A 14,890-nucleotide genomic window follows, 5' to 3' on the forward strand; every position below is an offset into this window, starting at 1 on the left:
TGAGGGACAGAGGGATTGTATCCAGGCTGTCTAGGTACGGCGTAGCGGCCTCCGCCGTCGCGCTCGCCGTCGTCGGCGGTGCAGCACCAGCTCAGGCTGGCGACATGACGCCCATGGCCAGCGGCAGCGCCTCAACGACGTTCGCCAACGGTGCCAAGCTGACCGGCAACGTCTGGATCGCTACCTGGGCCAGCGGTGGTTGCGCCGACTGGACCAGCTCAGCCGTCATCTCCGGCGGCTCGAACCCGGTTTCGGGCAATGACTGGGTCAAGAACACCACAAAGTTCGACCCGTGGGGTGTTTCCCCGTCGGTCACCGCGTTCGGAAAGAGCGGTGATCCGGTCTCTGCCAGCTGGACGAACAACAACGGGTCCCGCGGTTCGTACCAGTCGGGCAACCTGTGCACCAACTGGCGGACCATCGGCGTCGAAGGTTCAGAGACCGCGCAGGCCTTTTACTACGGCCAGACCAAGACGGTCACCGCGGTCACCTGATTGTGAGCACCACAATCGCTAGTCGACGGAGCCGCAGCCGCTGGCTGCGGCTCCGTTCGCGAAACGCATTGACCTGGTTAATTGTGGCGGCAATTGTCGCCGGTGGAATCGGCCTTTTCGTCATGAGAGGCGATGAGGGGCCCGTGCGGTCGCGCGAGCAACGCGCGTTGATCGACACCCTGCGCACGTTGGTAGCTGAGAACGGGCTGATCATGCGGCCCGGCCTGTCCTCTGACGGCCCTTCGTCGTGGCCGGCCAGCGGGTACGGCTTGGCGGCCATAGCAGCCATCGAGGCAGCCCACCCCCATCCGGCCGTTGGTGGCTCGGCTGAAGTACAACGGTCACTCAAGGAACAGATCGATGAGGAGCCGATCTGGGGGCGCTGGTACGGCGCTCTGGTCGAGAAGAGCACTGGGCAGGTCATCCCTGGGGACTGGGCCACCGGCATCCTGGACGACCCGGTGCTCCCGAAGGACGGAACAGCACAGATCGCTGCCATCGCTGCCATCACCGATGTCGTAGCGGTGAAGTCGCTACCTCTGCCACCGTCGACGGCGGCCAGCTTGGTTGCGCGACTGAAGGCCGCGGCAGCAGCCACTGACGAGTCGTACGCCAAGTGTCGGGCACTGGAGAGCGCGGCGGTGCTCGGCGACAGGACGATCGCCACGACCATCCGCCCCGTCGCCGCGCCCGACCTCGGGCAGCCGATGTCTACCAGGTCGATCGTCGACCTGCACGGAGTGCTGTGCGCCCGGAGCCAGCTCGGGCAGAAGCCGGATGCCAGTCAGTTGGCGCGGATCCGAACTTGGCTTGAACCACACCTGCAGATGACAGTGGCGGGTGCGGAATTCGAGGCGTACTACCTGTCGCAGAGTTGGCTGCTCGCCGGCGGTGAGCCGGCGCGGCTCCAGCCCTTGGCAGCGAGCCTCCGTGCCAGGATCGACCCCGCGACCGGGCTGCTGCGAGGCCACGCCGTGCGACTGGGGACCTTGGAGAACACCTACTTCGCTGCGGTCCTCGCCGAGAGCGTCGACGCGGCAGACGAACTGTTCAGCCAGGACACGATCCGTGCGGTACGGGCGCAAATTCCCGAGCTCCGGAGCCGCGGAAACGGCCTTGACCTGCTGATGTGCGCAGTAATCCTGCGATACTCGGGCCAGGCGGATCGGGCGCTGGAGGATGAGGCCGCTTCCCTTGCCACCCAGAAGCTCGGCGGCAGGGCAGATCGGAGCAGCGTCGTCGTCGCCGCCCGCGTCATGACCTTGCTCCAGCAAATCGGCCGGCAGGCACCCCGGGTCACGGCCAGCCTGTTTCCGGTCAGGGATGCGGAAGACCGCTACCTGTCGTGGACCATGCTTTCCCTTGCGCCTCACCTGAGCAACCCTGACGCTGTCCGCGAACACTTCAAGGCGCAGATGGCCGAGGCCGGCCAGGCGCTGGCCAGCCCGGATCGGCTGATGGCCAAAGAGGTCATCGTCGCCCTCGTCGCCTCTGGGACGTCGGTGAACCGCGACGCGCTGCCGCCGCCTCTTGAACAATGGGCAAGAGCCGTGCGCGGCTGCGATGGGTTCCCCCTGCTCTATCGACCGCTGCTATCCGAGTCGAGATGCACTCTCGAAGCCACGGTGCAATTGCTGGACGCAGGCCTCAGCAAACTTTGACGATTGCGAGACGAGGGAAATTGGTCTACGCCCTAGAGTTGACGAATATTGCGAAAGGCTATGCTCGCGGCGATGAACTGGTGCCGGTCCTGACGGATGTGCACCTCTCGGTGACACCGGGAGAAATCGTTTGGCTGCGAGGGCCGTCCGGAGCAGGCAAGAGCACTCTGCTCAACATTGCTGGACTGCTTGCCGTTCCGGACGCCGGCCGCGTGAGAGTTGCCGGTCAGGACGCCTCAGGAATCAGCAGCCGACAAGCCGCCGCGCTACGGGCAACGAAGCTCGGATTCGTCTTTCAGGAGCACAATCTGTTCGGGCATCTCACCTCCATCGATAACATCATGCTCCCCTCCTTGGACTCCGCACGCGTAGCCCGGTCCAAAGCTATCAGCATGGTGGCGCAGTTGGGGCTCGCGGACAGAGCACATTTTACGGCTAATCGCCTGTCCGGCGGGGAACAGAAACGCATAGCCGTCGCGAGGGCGCTTATCAACAGACCTGCGATCGTGCTCGCAGACGAACCAACTGCCGGCCTCGATTCCGAGGCGATCCACGAGGTGTTGGCGCAGTTCACCAGCGCCGCGAACGACGGCCTGGCGGTGGTAATCGCCTCTCATGACGACGTCGTGTCCGGCATCAGCCAACGTACCGTCGCGCTGAGCGACGGCGTGTTGTCGGAAGCTCGCCCCACACATCTGGACGGGATCGAATCATGAAGATTATCCCGGACTGGCGACTGGCAGGCCAGAACACTCGCCTGACCGTGCGTCGGAGCAAGTCTTTCGGCCTGTTGGTGGCCGCCGGAGTTGCCTTCGCGCTACTCTGCGATGCCCTGGTGGGGCAGGCCGGTGCGGCAGTGGAACATCAGGTCCGCGAGAGCTCGATTATGCGCACGATCGAGGTAAGCAACTTCGGTGTCAGTAAACCTCTACCGCTGACCGCCAACCGAATAGCGGACATATCCCAGATGCCCGGTGTGACGTCGGTTCGGCCGTGGATTCAGGCAGGCTGCCTCGTCACCAGTGCCGATCTTGAGGTTCCCGGCGCGCTCTGGGCCACTCCGCGGATGCCCGCCGGTCAGCCTCCAATCGTCGCGTCGTCCCGGCCTGACCTGATGACACTGACCGGAGACGAAGCCGTGCTGCCCGCTCATCTTGCAGGAGCGGACCTCGAAGGCCTCATTGGTAAACGCGTCACGGTGGAGTACACCCGTCGTGTAGCGGCTGAGGCAGGTGAAGCGGCTTACCTCGACCTGCAGATCGTCGGCGTGTACAACGAAGCGATCGGCGGACGCGACGGCCCCACGGCTATCTACCTGAGTCAGGAGACCGTCCTAGCGATGGCAGCGGCGCGTGAGGGTGTGACGCCGGAGTCGTTCGGCCGCAACCTCGGGTATCCGAAGGTGATCGTGGAGGTCAGCGACTCCGAGATGGTCCCGGACACCCAGCAGAAGCTCAGCGATCAGGGCTACAACGCGTCGAGCATTCAATCGCAGCTTGACGCCCTCCCCCCAGCGATGAACTTCCTCCGAGTGCTGGGGCAGTTGATCACCGGCGCACTGCTGCTGATGTGCCTGCTGGCCGGCCTTTCCATCGGTGCTGGCCTCGTGCGCGCACGACTGCGGCAGATTGGGCTCCTCAAGGCGCTGGGCTTCAGCGACATGCGGGTAGCCCGTCTCTTCGCGATGGAGCTCGCCTCATTCGGCGTCCTGGCCACCAGTATCGGACTTCTCGTCGGTGGTATCGGGTTCCTGCTTGCGCAGTACCGACTCGCTGGAGAGACCTTCCTCGACGTACCGATGGCGGAGACGATGGCGTTTCCCGCCATCACACGAGTCGCGGCTCTCCTTCTGGCCCCCGCAATCGCCATGCTGGCCGGAGCGGTATATCCCCTGTGGCGCGCAGCCAGAGTCCCCCCGGATCTTGCCCTACGCGACCCAGCCTGACCGACCCAGGGATCGCCGGCATCATCGGCGAGCCCGGCGGTTGGTGCAGCGCCCGGACGTGCCGGCCCCGGCCTCCGCGCGGACGCCGGCTGCTTGGCCCTCGACGGCGAATGTCAGCCGGCGTCGGAGGAGTGCCCGGGGAAGAGGTGTGCGCTCGGGTCAATGGCCACTGCCGCGTTGTTGACAGCCGTCGCCGCCTCACCGAAGCCGGTGGCGATCAGCCGGACCTTGCCCGGATATTCGGTGATGTCGCCCGCCGCGAAGACCCGGGGCAGGTTGGTGGCCATCGCGCTGTCGACCAGGATGTGCCGGCGGTCCAGCCGTAGCCCCCACTCGGCGAGCGGGCCCAGGTCGGCGGTGAAGCCGAGGGCGGCCACCACGACGTCCACCGGCAGCGTCTCGGTCGCGCCGCCGCGCACCGTCACCTCGGCACCGGTCACCGCGCCGTCCCCCAGCAGCCTGGTGACCTCGGCGTTGACCACCACCCGCACCGGCAGGGAGAGCACCCGGGCGACAGTCGAGGCGTGGGCCCGGAACTTCTCCCGGCGGTGCACCAGGGTCACCGACCGGGCCAACGGTTGCAGCGCCAGCGCCCAGTCGAACGCGGAGTCGCCGCCACCGACGATCAGCACGTCCCGATCGGTCAGCTCGGTCGGCTCGGTGACGAAGTAGAGGATCCCCGAGCCGGGGGCGCCGTCGGCGCACGGCAACGGCCGAGGGCTGAAGCTGCCGAGCCCGCCGGTGACCACGACCGCGCCGCACGCGAGCTGCTCTCCACCGGCCAGGCCGAGCACCGGGCGGCCGTCGGCGTACGCGAGCTTCTCTGCCCGGGTGCCGAGCAGGTACTGCGGATTGAACGGTGCCGCCTGGGCCACCAGGTTGGCCACCAGGTCGCGGCCCTTGACCGCGGGGAAGCCGGCGACGTCGAGGATCAGCTTCTCCGGGTACATGGCGGTGACCTGGCCGCCCGGCTCGGGCAACGCGTCGATCACCGCCACGGACAGCCCCCGGAACCCGGCGTAGTACGCGGCGAAGAGGCCGGCCGGACCGGCCCCGATCACGGCGACATCGACCTCGCGCATGGCGTACCGTCGCTTTCCGCTCACGGATCAACGCTTGCTGATCTCGACCGTAAGCGGGCGACGACGGTCGGGCAAGCATGTCCCAGAGGCGCGCCGGAGAATCGCCTCAGGGCAGGCTGAGCGTGGAGCCCGAGTAGTCCGGGCCGCCCAACGCGGGTCGCCGCCGACGGAACAGGATCGCCGCCACCACCCCGCCGAGCAGGCCGAACAGGTGCCCCTGCCAGGAGATCCGCTCGTCGGTGGGGAGGATGCCGACCAGCTGCCAGCCGTAGAGCAGACCGACCAGGAGGAAGACCGCGAAGTTCCACCAGCTGCGCTCGACGATGCCTCGGGTGAGCAGGATGCCCAGGTAGCCGAAGATGACACCGCTGGCGCCGACCACCACCGAGTTGGGTGAGCCGGTGAACCACACGCCGAGGCCGCTGACCAGGATGATGACCAGTGTCGACCAGAGGAACCGGCGGGCGCCGGCGGCGAGGACGAAGGTGCCCAGCAGGATCAGCGGGATGCTGTTGCTGTAGAGGTGGTCGAAGCCGTGGTGCAGGAACGGGGAGAAGAAGACCCCGTCCAGCCCCTCGATGCGCTGCGGGATGATGCCGGCGGTGGCGTCCAGGCCGAACGCGAGCCCCTGGTCGACGGCCTCGATGAGAAAGAGGAACGGCACCACCGCGCACATGGCGACGAACGCCCGGCCGAGCGAGGCGTAGAACGCCTCGGTGCCGAACCGGAACGGGTCGCCGCTTGACGGGTGCAGTGTCACTCCACAACTGCTATCAGCAAAAGCGGCCGACCGCCACTCACGTCCCGTCCGGGGTACGCGCGACAGCGGGGCGGGTGGTCGCCCACCCGCCCCGCGTCGACAGCGTCAGTAGTGCCCGTTGTTCTGGAAGTAGGTCCAGGCGCCGCAGGGCGTCTTGTACCGGCCCTTGATGTAACCCAACCCCCAGATGATCTGGGTGGCCGGGTTGGTGCGCCAGTCGGACGCGACCGAGGCCATCTTGCTGCCCGGCAGGGACTGCGGGATGCCGTACGCGCCGGACGAAGAGTTGGCGGCCTTGTGGTTCCAGCCGCTCTCCTTGGTCCAGAGCTTCTCCAGACAGGGGAACTCCGCGATGCCAAAGCCCTTGTCGATCATCAGGGCACAGCCGACCTTGCGGTTGCCGCTGTATTCCGCGCAGGACGCCGGGATCGGCCCGTCGTACGGCTTGGCGGTTGCGTTGGCTGCGGCGCGCTCACGCTTACGGGACGCCGCGGCGGCCTCGGCCCTGCGGGCCCGCTCGGCGGCTTCCTTGGCGGCCTGCTTCGCCCGCAGCTTGGCCTGGTACTCGGCGGCCCGCTGCTTGGAGAACTGCACCTGGTGGGCGGCCTGCCGCTCGCGCTGGTACGCGAAATCGGCCCGGTCGACCTCGAGACTGACCTGCTCGGTCAGCCCCTGTTGCTGGGTTTCCCGGTCTTCGCCCAGGTAGAAGCCACCGGCAACGCCCACGGAGAGCAGCGCGACAGCAGCCGTACGGGCGCCCAACCGGCTCCACAGCCGACTCACGAAGTGGTCCCTTCGTCGGGAGCAAGGACGCGGCGCGGCGCAGACCACAGGTGGGCCGTCAGCCGTGCCACGAGCGCCCCGACCGGTTGCCGGTCGCGCCGCCGCACCGACCTTCGCCGATGTCGTCCGTCTCGCGACGTTCGATCACCAACGATTCCGGTGGTGCGTGGACGCTCGTGGGACACGATTGCGCACAGTGAGGCTGATGGGAAACCAACCAGGCCTTTTGTGATCTGCGCCACTCCGATAATGCGGACAAAAGCCCGCATATCACCCGTCAGATCGGGATGTCCTCCAAGAGGTCCGTGACCATCGCCGCGATCGGAGATCGCTCCGAACGGCTGAGGGTGACGTGCGCGAAGAGCGGATGACCCTTGAGCGCTTCGATGACAGCCGTCACCCCGTCGTGCCGGCCGACCCGCAGATTGTCCCGCTGGGCCACGTCGTGGGTGAGCACCACCCGGGAGCCCTGCCCGATCCGGGACAGCACGGTCAGCAGCACCCCGCGCTCCAGCGACTGGGCCTCGTCCACGATCACGTAGGCGTCATGCAGGCTGCGCCCGCGGATGTGGGTCAGCGGCAGCACCTCGAGGATGCCCCGCGAGGTGACCTCCTCCAGCACGTTCTCGTGCACCACCGCGCCGAGCGTGTCGAAGACCGCCTGGGCCCAGGGCGACATCTTCTCCGACTCCGAGCCCGGCAGGTAGCCCAACTCCTGGCCACCGACGGCGTAGAGCGGGCGGAACACGATCACCTTTTTGTGGCGGCGGCGCTCCATCACCGCCTCCAGCCCGGCGCAGAGCGCCAGCGCCGACTTGCCGGTGCCGGCCCGGCCACCCAGTGAGACGATCCCGATCGACTCGTCCAGCAGCAGGTCGAGGGCGATTCGCTGCTCGGCCGAGCGGCCGTGCAGCCCGAACGCCTCCCGGTCGCCCCGGACCAGACGTACCGACTTGTCCGGCAGCACCCGACCGAGCGCGGAGCCACGCCCCGAGTGCAGCACCAGACCGGTGTGGCAGGGCAGCCCGGCCGCCTCGTCGAGGTCGAGCGTCTCGCCGGCGTACAACTGGCCGATCTGCTCCTCGCTCAACTCCATCTCCGACATACCGGTCCAGGTCGGGTCGCTGGCCTGGCCGTGGCGGTACTCGTCGGCGCGCAGTCCAACCGAGGCCGCCTTGACCCGCAACGGCATGTCCTTGCTGACCAGGGTCACCTCCCGCCCTTCGGCGGCGAGGTTGAGCGCGACGGAGAGGATCCGGGCGTCATTGCTCTCGTTGCGGAACCCGGGCGGCAGAACACCGTCGTCGGTGTGGTTGAGCTCCACCCGCAGGGTGCCGCCGACATCGTTGGCGGGCACCGGGCGGTCGAGTCGGCCGTGCCGAACCCGCAGGTCGTCGAGCATCCGCAGCGACTGCCGGGCGAACCAGCCCAGCTCCGGATGGTGCCGCTTTCCCTCCAACTCGGTGATGACCACGAGAGGCAGCACCACTTCGTGCTCCGCGAACCGGTGGAACGCCGCCGGATCGGAGAGCAGTACCGACGTGTCCAGGACAAAGGCCTGGCCGGCTGGTCGTGGCTCCTTGGGGTCGGCCGGCGCGGCGGCCGCCGAACGGCGGCTCCTGGTGGCTCGGCGGGGCGTGGCAGTCGCGGCCGGGGTCTGGTCGGCACCGGCGATGGTACGGCGAGTCGTCACAGGCCTGCTCCGACGGATGGGCACCCGCCACCCGTGTTCCGCCTCCTCCGGTGCCCGGGGACACGGGGTCGGATGCGGAACCCCATGCGCGAGGTCGCAGATCCGGGCGGACCGGCTGGCTCGGGAGAACCCCGTGCCATGCCTAGACGCTAGCCCCGCCGGACCTTCCCGGCTAGGGGCCGAACGTGGATCTCCCAAGACGCGCTCGTGAACAGCGCTCCGTCGGCGCCCGCACCAGTCGAAAGGCACTGTCGCGCACGCGGCGGACCCGGCCGGGATGCATGCCCCCTGCGCGCATCCCGGCCGGTGGGGCCACCGTCACCGGTCTGACGTGACCCCGACGGTGCGTGTCCGCCGCGGACGACGCACCGCGCTCGTGGCGCCGGTCGGCGGGGCAGGCCCGCCGACCGACCTCAACCGGTACGTCGGACGAGCGTGCCGATCGGGTGCCGCCCGGTGATCGGGGCGGCCGGCGCGCTGAACGACGAGCCGGTGTACGTGGTGCCGGGGCGTTCGACAGCACCGGCGGTGCGGACCACGCCCGCCGGCGAGACCGACAGGGCCGAGGCGATCGCCGCCTGGGCGTCCCGACGACGCCGGTTCCAGGCGCCCCGGTCACCGTCGAAGTAGCCCTGCCGGTAACCGAAGCGGTAGCCGATGCGGTAGCTGAGCTGCCCGTGCAGACGGCCGGCCGCGTAACTGGTGGCACCGAGCACCAGGACGAGGAACACCGCGAGAAACGGGCTCATCGGGCAGCTCCGGCCCAGCCGGGACGCCAGGTCATCGCTCCTCCGGCTCGATCGTGGTGGGGTCGGCGACGAGCAGCCGGTCCAGGTCGTCGGTGCTGACCTCCTCGACCAGCTCGACGCTGATCCGGCAGCCGTCCAGCACGACTTCGGCCATCGAGGACCGACGGATCTCGCCGCCGGCGTCGTAGACCCGGACGCTCAGCTCCGGGCAGCCGAGATGGGTACGCCAGGCGTTCCACTCGGCACGATCACCGACGCTCAGCGACAGGTAGCGGCAGCCTCGGGCCAGATAGAGGCGCCAGGGGGCGGTCAGCCCTGCGGCGACCCCCTCGGCGATCAGCCCGAAGGCCTGGGCGCGGGTGGCGAGCTCGGTCACCACGACCCCCTGGCACCGGGGGCGTGACGCATGTGAGCACCAATCGTCTCATGCACGTGACACACCGTAGATTGTCCCATGGGCGTGACAGTATCAGCTTTTCGTCCGCTTACGTTCGCCTCTACGTTCGTCTATTCTGCCCGCGTGACACCCCTCAACAGTGGCACTGACTCGTTTACCGGAAATCCGAACCCTTCGTCACGTCCGCGTGACAGTGGCGAGCCGGGGCGCGCACCCGTAGCCGGCTGGTCGTACCGTCACGGAGTGACCGAGACGGCCAATGCGCGGAAGATCGCCTTCGCCACCTTCGTCAGGCGGGCCCTGGACGAGGCGCGGGCTACCCGAGCCTGGAGCGGCACCGAGGTGTCCCGGCGCACCGGCGTCTCCCGGCAGACCATCAACCGCTGGGTCCGGGGCGACTGGGCCAGCGACCCGGAGGCCGAACGGGTGGTCGCCTTCTGCGAGGGCCTGGGGTTGAACCCCGCCGCGGCCTTCGCCGCGCTCGGCTGGGACCGCGCCGCAGCCGGCCCCCGCACCGGCCAGGCCGCCCCTCCGATGGACCCCGACGTGGAGGCGCTGCTGCGCCGTCTGGTCGACCCGCAGGTGTCGGACGCGGAGAAGTTCCACATCCGGGAAACCATCAGATACCTCGCATACCGCCCAACGTTGCCGGTCGATGTCCGAAAAAGGGGCAATCAGGCAGGCTAGTTCCTCAGATAGCGAAAGAACGCCTGGTCAGGTTCATTCGTTTGCCTCCGGGGCCGGAACGGGCACGCTAGCGTCCCTACTCGTACTGCTTGGGCTCGTCATCGGCGGGGGGACGGGACAAGGCCGAACCCAGCCCTGCGGGACAGAAGGAGGGGTCTGTCCATGACCCTGAAGTGGTTGGCAGTCGTGGTCGCAACGGTGTCGGTGACACTGTGGGCGACCGGCAACACGGTGACCCTCGCGGTCGACGGCGGGCAGCTGCCGCTGCTCGTCAACCTCTTTGCGCTCATCACCGCCGGCACCGCGGTCGTCCTGGCCGTCGTCGCCGAGCTGCACGAGCGTCTGAACAACCGAATCAGCGCGCTCACCGAGTTCCTGGTGGCACGGCTCAACGAGATCGACAACCACACCGGCGATCGCAACACCGGGTTCGTGGAGGGCTACCTGTTGAGCCACGGCCAGGAGGCCGCGGTGGTGCCGTTCGGCCGGCGCGGACGAGGAGCCGCCGAACGCTGATCGCTTACCGCTCAATGGGTCCGCTCGGCCAGGAATGAGCCTGGATCGCCGGGGTACGCTGACGCGCGTGCCGCCGTTGAATCTGGGCAATCAGCAGCCGAGGACCCCGTTGAACGCCGACCAGGCCTGGCGGGTAACCGCCAGCCGGGCGGCCGGGACCGTGCTCTTCTTCGACTTCGACGGGACGCTCGCGCCCGTCGACGACGATCCGACCGCGGTACGCCCGGCGCCCAAGGCGTTGGCCGCGATCGAGGCGCTCGCCCCGGTCGTGCAGCGGGTCGCGATCGTCTCCGCCCGACCCGTCGAGTTCCTTCGGGATCAGCTCGGCGGGCTCGCTGGCGTGGACCTCTACGGCCTCTACGGGCTGGAGCACAGCCATTTCGGCGGCGAGACAGTCACCGAACCGGCCGCGCTGCCCTGGGTGCCGACCATGTCGGAGCTGGCCGACCTGGCTCGGGCGGAACTGCCACCCGGCACGCTTGTGGAGTACAAGCGGCTCTCGGTCGCGCTGCACTGGCGTACCGCCCCGCAACTCGGCCCGACTGTGCAGCAGTGGGGGCAGGCGCAGGCCGACCGTCTGGGGTTGCGCTCGCAGGCCGGGCGGATGGTGCTGGAACTCAAGCCACCTGTCGACAGGGACAAGGGCATGGTGATCGGCGAGGCGATCAAGGGTGCCACCGGCGCCTGGTACTTCGGCGACGACGTCTCCGACATCAAGGCCTTCGCCGCGCTGCGCGCTCGCGCCACCGCCGACCCGGACTTCCTCGGCGTCTGCGTGGCGGTGGCCAACCCGGAGACCGGCCACGAGGTGGCCAACGCCGCCGACCTGACCATCGAGTCGCCGGCCGCCCTGGGTGACTTCCTCACCCGGGCGCTGACCCACCTGTCCTGAACCGACCTGACCCCAGCGGCGGCCGACGGCGTCGCCGCCGGGTCAGGCGCCGTAGCGGCGTTGCCTGGTGGCGTACGAGCGCAGGGCCCGCAGAAAGTCGATGTGCCGGAAATCCGGCCAGTTGAGCTCGCAGAAGTAGAACTCCGAGTGCGCGGACTGCCAGAGCATGAAACCGGAAAGCCGCTGCTCGCCGCTCGTGCGGATGACCAGGTCCGGGTCGGGCTGGCCGCGGGTGTAGAGGTGCTCGGCGATGTGCTCGACGTCCAGCACCTCGGCCAACTCCTCGATCGTGCCTCCGGTGGCGGCGTGCTCCAGCAGCAGCGAACGGACCGCGTCGGTGATCTCCCGGCGGCCGCCGTAGCCCACCGCGATGTTGACCTCCGCGCCACCGGTGCGCTCACGGGTGCGCTCCTCGGCGCCCTTGAGTGCCGCCGCAGTCTGCGCCGGCAGCAGGTCGAGCGCTCCGACGATGCGCAGTCGCCAGGGGTTGCCCTCCTCGGAGAGCTCCACCACCAGGTCCTCAATGATCTTGAGGAGTGGGTCCAGCTCGGCGGCCGGACGGCGCAGGTTGTCGGTGGCCAGCAGATAGAGGGTCACGTGCCCGACGCCGGCCTGGTCACACCAGCCGAGGACATGCTTGATCTTCGCCGCGCCGACCCGGTGCCCGTCGTTCGGGTCGACGAAGCCCATCTCCCTCGCCCATCGGCGGTTGCCGTCGCACATCACCCCGACGTGCCGGGGCACCGGCTTACCCGCGAGCTTCGCCGTGAGCCGGCGCTCGTACACGGAGTAGATAAGGTTCCGCAGCGTCATCACCTAGCAGCGTAGCGACCCTTGCGCCAGTTCACTGCCTCGGAGCCCCATCCCCGCCGCCCAGACCGACGCCGATCAGTGCGAGCGTACGAGCGGTGAGGCGTCCGTCACCCAGCCCCAGCTCGACCACGTCGTAGAACACCCGGTCGTCCCGATGGGCGGCCCGGACCGCCGCGTCCACCACCCGACGTCGCCGGGCCAACCAGGCCGCCACCGAACTGTGCCGCAGGTGGGTGCCGAGGCGGCGACGCAACCCGTCGGCGTAGCGGCCAGCCGCGCCCTCGGGCGACCGGGCCGCCGCCGACCCGGCGAGCGCGCCGGAGAGCAACGCGTAGAAGATCCCCTCCCCCGTGAACGGATTGATCAGTGACAGAGCGTCCCCGGCCAGCAGGGTGCGCCCACGGCCCGGCGACGGCCGGTGGGTGGAGAGTGGCAGGTGATGCGCGCGCAACGCGGTCACGGTCGCCAGATCGGTGCCGGGCAGCAGCGCGGCCAGCCGGTCCAGCAGGTACGCGCGGCTCAACGGCTCACCGCGCAGGACCTCCCCGTACCCGACGTTCGCCCGTCCGTCACCGATCGGAAACGACCAGGCGTACGCCGGCCAACGCGCCTTCGAGGTGACGATGAGCTGCTCGGACGGGCCGGGCAGAGCCGGGGCGTACCCCCGGATGGCCAGCGCGAGGTGTCGGTCGGGGTTCTGCGGATGGCCGAGCGCCCGACGTACCACCGAGCCGGCGCCGTCCGCGCCGATCACCACCCGGCCGGACACCTGCCCGTCGAGCACCACCCGGTCCGCGCGCTGTTCGACCTGGCGCACCGTGTGCCGGCGCAACTGCGCGCCGGCGGCCACCGCGGCCGCCACCAGCCGCGCGTCGAAAACCTCCCGGGGCACTGTGTACGCGGGTCGGGGCAGCGCCCGAGCCACCGCACCGCCACCCGGCGAGACCATGCGTAACGCCGGCAGCGGTGCGTAACCCGCCACCGCCTCGGTCACCCCCAGCTCGGCGAGCACGTCCACCGAGTGCGCAGCGATCCCGTCGCCACACGCCTTGTCCCGGGGAAAGTCGGCCCGGTCCAGCAGCAGCACGCTGGCACCGGCCCGGCGCGCCGTCAGCGCGGCTGCCGCCCCGGCCGGTCCCGCCCCCACCACCACCACGTCGAACTCGTCGCCCACCACGAGCCTCCTCCCAGTCCGCCGGTTCGCGGCCGCTCCCGCCGGGCGACCCGGTCGGCCCTGCGGCCGGCCGCCGCGACATCTCCGCAGCTCGCCCCGACGTCGACGCTGTGACCGACGCCACCCGCCATCCTGCCCCCTGGCCGCCCGCGAAGACCGCTCCCGCACCCGGCCGGCCAATCTCACCCACCCCACCTTTGCTCTGCACCCGCGGATGCGACGGTTACCGTCCGCGACTGTCGCCTATCGGGGTGCAGAGCAAAGGACGGTGCAGAGCAGACGAGGGGATGGGCAGGTGCTGGGCCGCGGTCGGCCGCTGGGTCGGCACCCGGCGGCGTCGGTGCGGGGCTCCGCCGCGGTCAAGGTCGGGGTTCAGGTCCGGCGTCGTCGGGGGCGCGAGCGGCGCGGCGAAGGCCGTACAGGGTCAGCCCGGCAGCGGCGAGCAGCGGGGCGCCGTCGCGGATCAGGCCGTCCACGCCGAGCAGCCACCAGCACAGCGGCAGATCCACGGCGAGTACGGCCACAGTGACGACGACCAGCAGGCCACGCGCCCAGTCCTTGCCCCGCATCAGGAACGCTGTGCAGAACAGCACCGCGTAGCTGGCCGTGATGCCCGCACCGAACCAGAACAGCACGGCCGGCACCGCGGTCAGTCGACCATCCAGGATGGAACCCCCGGCGACCAGTGCCGGCACCAGCATCAGCGGGCTGTAGGTGAAGGCAGCCACCCGGCTGGTCAACAACCAGGCACTGGCCTGTGGTCGGCGTGGCGGGGTCTCCCGCCAGGAGATGCCGCCGGAGTCGATGACGAGGCGTGGACGGTGCCGGACCAGGTGCGCGGCCAACGCCGACGAGCGGTAGAGCAGCCAGACCACCGCCACGCAGAGCGCCGTGAGAATGGCGAAGCCGAGCAGGCCGGGCAGCGGCGGCACGCCCTGCCGGGGCACGATGAGCCGGCCGACCGCGAAGATCGTGGTGACCGCGAGGATCAGCCCGAACGGACGGGCCGCCGTACGACCCCGTCGCACGTGCCCGATCAGCAGCAGGAAGCCGAACGAGCGCAGCATGGCCCAGCCGGTCCGTACGGCGAGCCCGAACCCCTGCTCCGGGGCGTACCACCAGTTGAGCAGCTCGACCACGACGGTGGCCGCCGCGGTCGTCGCCAGCAGGATGGTGAGCACCCGGACGGCGGACGGCCGCCGGACCTGTGTCTCGGCGGCCGTCCTCATGAATTCCGATGTTGC

The 14,890-nt window shown here is 69.4% G+C and carries 16 protein-coding genes; 7 read left to right on the forward strand and 9 right to left on the reverse strand.

Features of this window, described 5'->3' with window-relative positions; translation table 11 throughout:
* The first annotated feature begins 104 nt into the window (after window positions 1-104).
* The 4 genes from ABZU43_RS28040 to ABZU43_RS28055 all read left to right on the forward strand — a co-directional run bounded on the left by ABZU43_RS28040 (window position 105) and on the right by ABZU43_RS28055 (window position 4,100).
* Entirely contained in the window at window positions 105-494 is a 390-nt protein-coding gene (locus ABZU43_RS28040; RefSeq protein ID WP_355009436.1) for a hypothetical protein, read from the forward strand.
* Window positions 495-637: 143 nt separating this feature from the next.
* Window positions 638-2,155 (forward strand): hypothetical protein, encoded by a 1,518-nt coding sequence (locus tag ABZU43_RS28045; RefSeq protein WP_355009437.1) that lies wholly within the window; start codon window positions 638-640, stop codon window positions 2,153-2,155.
* A gap of 20 nt (window positions 2,156-2,175) precedes the next feature.
* Complete coding sequence (locus ABZU43_RS28050; RefSeq protein WP_355009438.1) at window positions 2,176-2,871, forward strand: ABC transporter ATP-binding protein; 696 nt, start codon at window positions 2,176-2,178, stop codon at window positions 2,869-2,871.
* Complete coding sequence (locus tag ABZU43_RS28055) at window positions 2,868-4,100, forward strand: FtsX-like permease family protein (protein WP_355009439.1); 1,233 nt, start codon at window positions 2,868-2,870, stop codon at window positions 4,098-4,100. The genes ABZU43_RS28050 and ABZU43_RS28055 overlap by 4 nt, the downstream gene beginning before the upstream one ends.
* A gap of 113 nt (window positions 4,101-4,213) precedes the next feature.
* Here the strand turns inward: ABZU43_RS28055 and ABZU43_RS28060 are convergent, their stop codons facing one another.
* The 6 genes from ABZU43_RS28060 to ABZU43_RS28085 all read right to left on the reverse strand — a co-directional run bounded on the left by ABZU43_RS28060 (window position 4,214) and on the right by ABZU43_RS28085 (window position 9,543).
* Window positions 4,214-5,182, reverse strand: a complete 969-nt coding sequence (locus ABZU43_RS28060; RefSeq protein WP_355009509.1) for an NAD(P)/FAD-dependent oxidoreductase — start codon at window positions 5,180-5,182, stop codon at window positions 4,214-4,216.
* Window positions 5,183-5,288: 106 nt separating this feature from the next.
* A complete protein-coding gene (locus ABZU43_RS28065) occupies window positions 5,289-5,942 on the reverse strand; it encodes a rhomboid family intramembrane serine protease (RefSeq protein WP_355009440.1) in 654 nt (217 codons plus the stop codon).
* A 105-nt stretch (window positions 5,943-6,047) separates the two neighbouring features.
* Window positions 6,048-6,725 carry a lytic transglycosylase domain-containing protein gene (locus tag ABZU43_RS28070; protein WP_355009441.1) on the reverse strand — a complete coding sequence of 226 codons (678 nt, stop codon included), beginning with the start codon at window positions 6,723-6,725 and terminating at the stop codon, window positions 6,048-6,050.
* Window positions 6,726-7,002: 277 nt separating this feature from the next.
* Window positions 7,003-8,418: a PhoH family protein gene (locus tag ABZU43_RS28075; RefSeq protein WP_355009442.1), complete on the reverse strand. Its 1,416-nt coding sequence runs from the start codon at window positions 8,416-8,418 to the stop codon at window positions 7,003-7,005.
* 413 nt (window positions 8,419-8,831) lie between these two features.
* Complete coding sequence (locus ABZU43_RS28080; RefSeq protein ID WP_355009443.1) at window positions 8,832-9,167, reverse strand: hypothetical protein; 336 nt, start codon at window positions 9,165-9,167, stop codon at window positions 8,832-8,834.
* A 31-nt stretch (window positions 9,168-9,198) separates the two neighbouring features.
* Window positions 9,199-9,543, reverse strand: a complete 345-nt coding sequence (locus ABZU43_RS28085; RefSeq protein WP_110562608.1) for a hypothetical protein — start codon at window positions 9,541-9,543, stop codon at window positions 9,199-9,201.
* Window positions 9,544-9,807: 264 nt separating this feature from the next.
* On the opposite strand from ABZU43_RS28085, the gene ABZU43_RS28090 reads away from it, so the two are divergent.
* The 3 genes from ABZU43_RS28090 to otsB all read left to right on the forward strand — a co-directional run bounded on the left by ABZU43_RS28090 (window position 9,808) and on the right by otsB (window position 11,659).
* Window positions 9,808-10,251: an XRE family transcriptional regulator gene (locus ABZU43_RS28090; RefSeq protein WP_091394342.1), complete on the forward strand. Its 444-nt coding sequence runs from the start codon at window positions 9,808-9,810 to the stop codon at window positions 10,249-10,251.
* Between the two features lie 162 nt (window positions 10,252-10,413).
* Window positions 10,414-10,767, forward strand: coding sequence for a hypothetical protein (locus ABZU43_RS28095; RefSeq protein ID WP_210784414.1), 354 nt, complete (start codon window positions 10,414-10,416; stop codon window positions 10,765-10,767).
* Between the two features lie 67 nt (window positions 10,768-10,834).
* Complete coding sequence (otsB, locus tag ABZU43_RS28100) at window positions 10,835-11,659, forward strand: trehalose-phosphatase (RefSeq protein ID WP_355009444.1); 825 nt, start codon at window positions 10,835-10,837, stop codon at window positions 11,657-11,659.
* Between the two features lie 42 nt (window positions 11,660-11,701).
* Here the strand turns inward: otsB and ABZU43_RS28105 are convergent, their stop codons facing one another.
* The 3 genes from ABZU43_RS28105 to ABZU43_RS28115 all read right to left on the reverse strand — a co-directional run bounded on the left by ABZU43_RS28105 (window position 11,702) and on the right by ABZU43_RS28115 (window position 14,875).
* On the reverse strand, window positions 11,702-12,472 hold the full coding sequence (locus tag ABZU43_RS28105; protein ID WP_091394347.1) for an isoprenyl transferase: 771 nt from the start codon (window positions 12,470-12,472) through the stop codon (window positions 11,702-11,704).
* 31 nt (window positions 12,473-12,503) lie between these two features.
* Window positions 12,504-13,646: a geranylgeranyl reductase family protein gene (locus ABZU43_RS28110; RefSeq protein ID WP_355009445.1), complete on the reverse strand. Its 1,143-nt coding sequence runs from the start codon at window positions 13,644-13,646 to the stop codon at window positions 12,504-12,506.
* A gap of 359 nt (window positions 13,647-14,005) precedes the next feature.
* The gene (locus ABZU43_RS28115; protein ID WP_355009446.1) at window positions 14,006-14,875 is read right to left on the reverse strand and encodes a hypothetical protein; all 870 of its coding nucleotides are present in this window, start codon (window positions 14,873-14,875) and stop codon (window positions 14,006-14,008) included.
* Between the last annotated feature and the right edge of the window lie 15 nt (window positions 14,876-14,890).

This window comes from Micromonospora sp. NPDC005205 (genome assembly GCF_040608275.1).
GTDB lineage: Bacteria > Actinomycetota > Actinomycetes > Mycobacteriales > Micromonosporaceae > Micromonospora.

Excerpts from the sequence above, each read along its gene's own strand:
- ABZU43_RS28055 (WP_355009439.1), top strand. The coding sequence starts at position 2,868 with ATGAAGATTATCCCGGACTGGCGACTGGCAGGCCAGAACACTCGCCTG.
- ABZU43_RS28040 (WP_355009436.1), top strand. The coding sequence starts at position 105 with ATGACGCCCATGGCCAGCGGCAGCGCCTCAACGACGTTCGCCAACGGT.
- ABZU43_RS28080 (WP_355009443.1), bottom strand. The coding sequence starts at position 9,167 with ATGAGCCCGTTTCTCGCGGTGTTCCTCGTCCTGGTGCTCGGTGCCACC.
- ABZU43_RS28095 (WP_210784414.1), top strand. The coding sequence starts at position 10,414 with ATGACCCTGAAGTGGTTGGCAGTCGTGGTCGCAACGGTGTCGGTGACA.
- ABZU43_RS28115 (WP_355009446.1), bottom strand. The coding sequence starts at position 14,875 with ATGAGGACGGCCGCCGAGACACAGGTCCGGCGGCCGTCCGCCGTCCGG.
- ABZU43_RS28060 (WP_355009509.1), bottom strand. The coding sequence starts at position 5,182 with ATGCGCGAGGTCGATGTCGCCGTGATCGGGGCCGGTCCGGCCGGCCTC.
- ABZU43_RS28105 (WP_091394347.1), bottom strand. The coding sequence starts at position 12,472 with ATGACGCTGCGGAACCTTATCTACTCCGTGTACGAGCGCCGGCTCACG.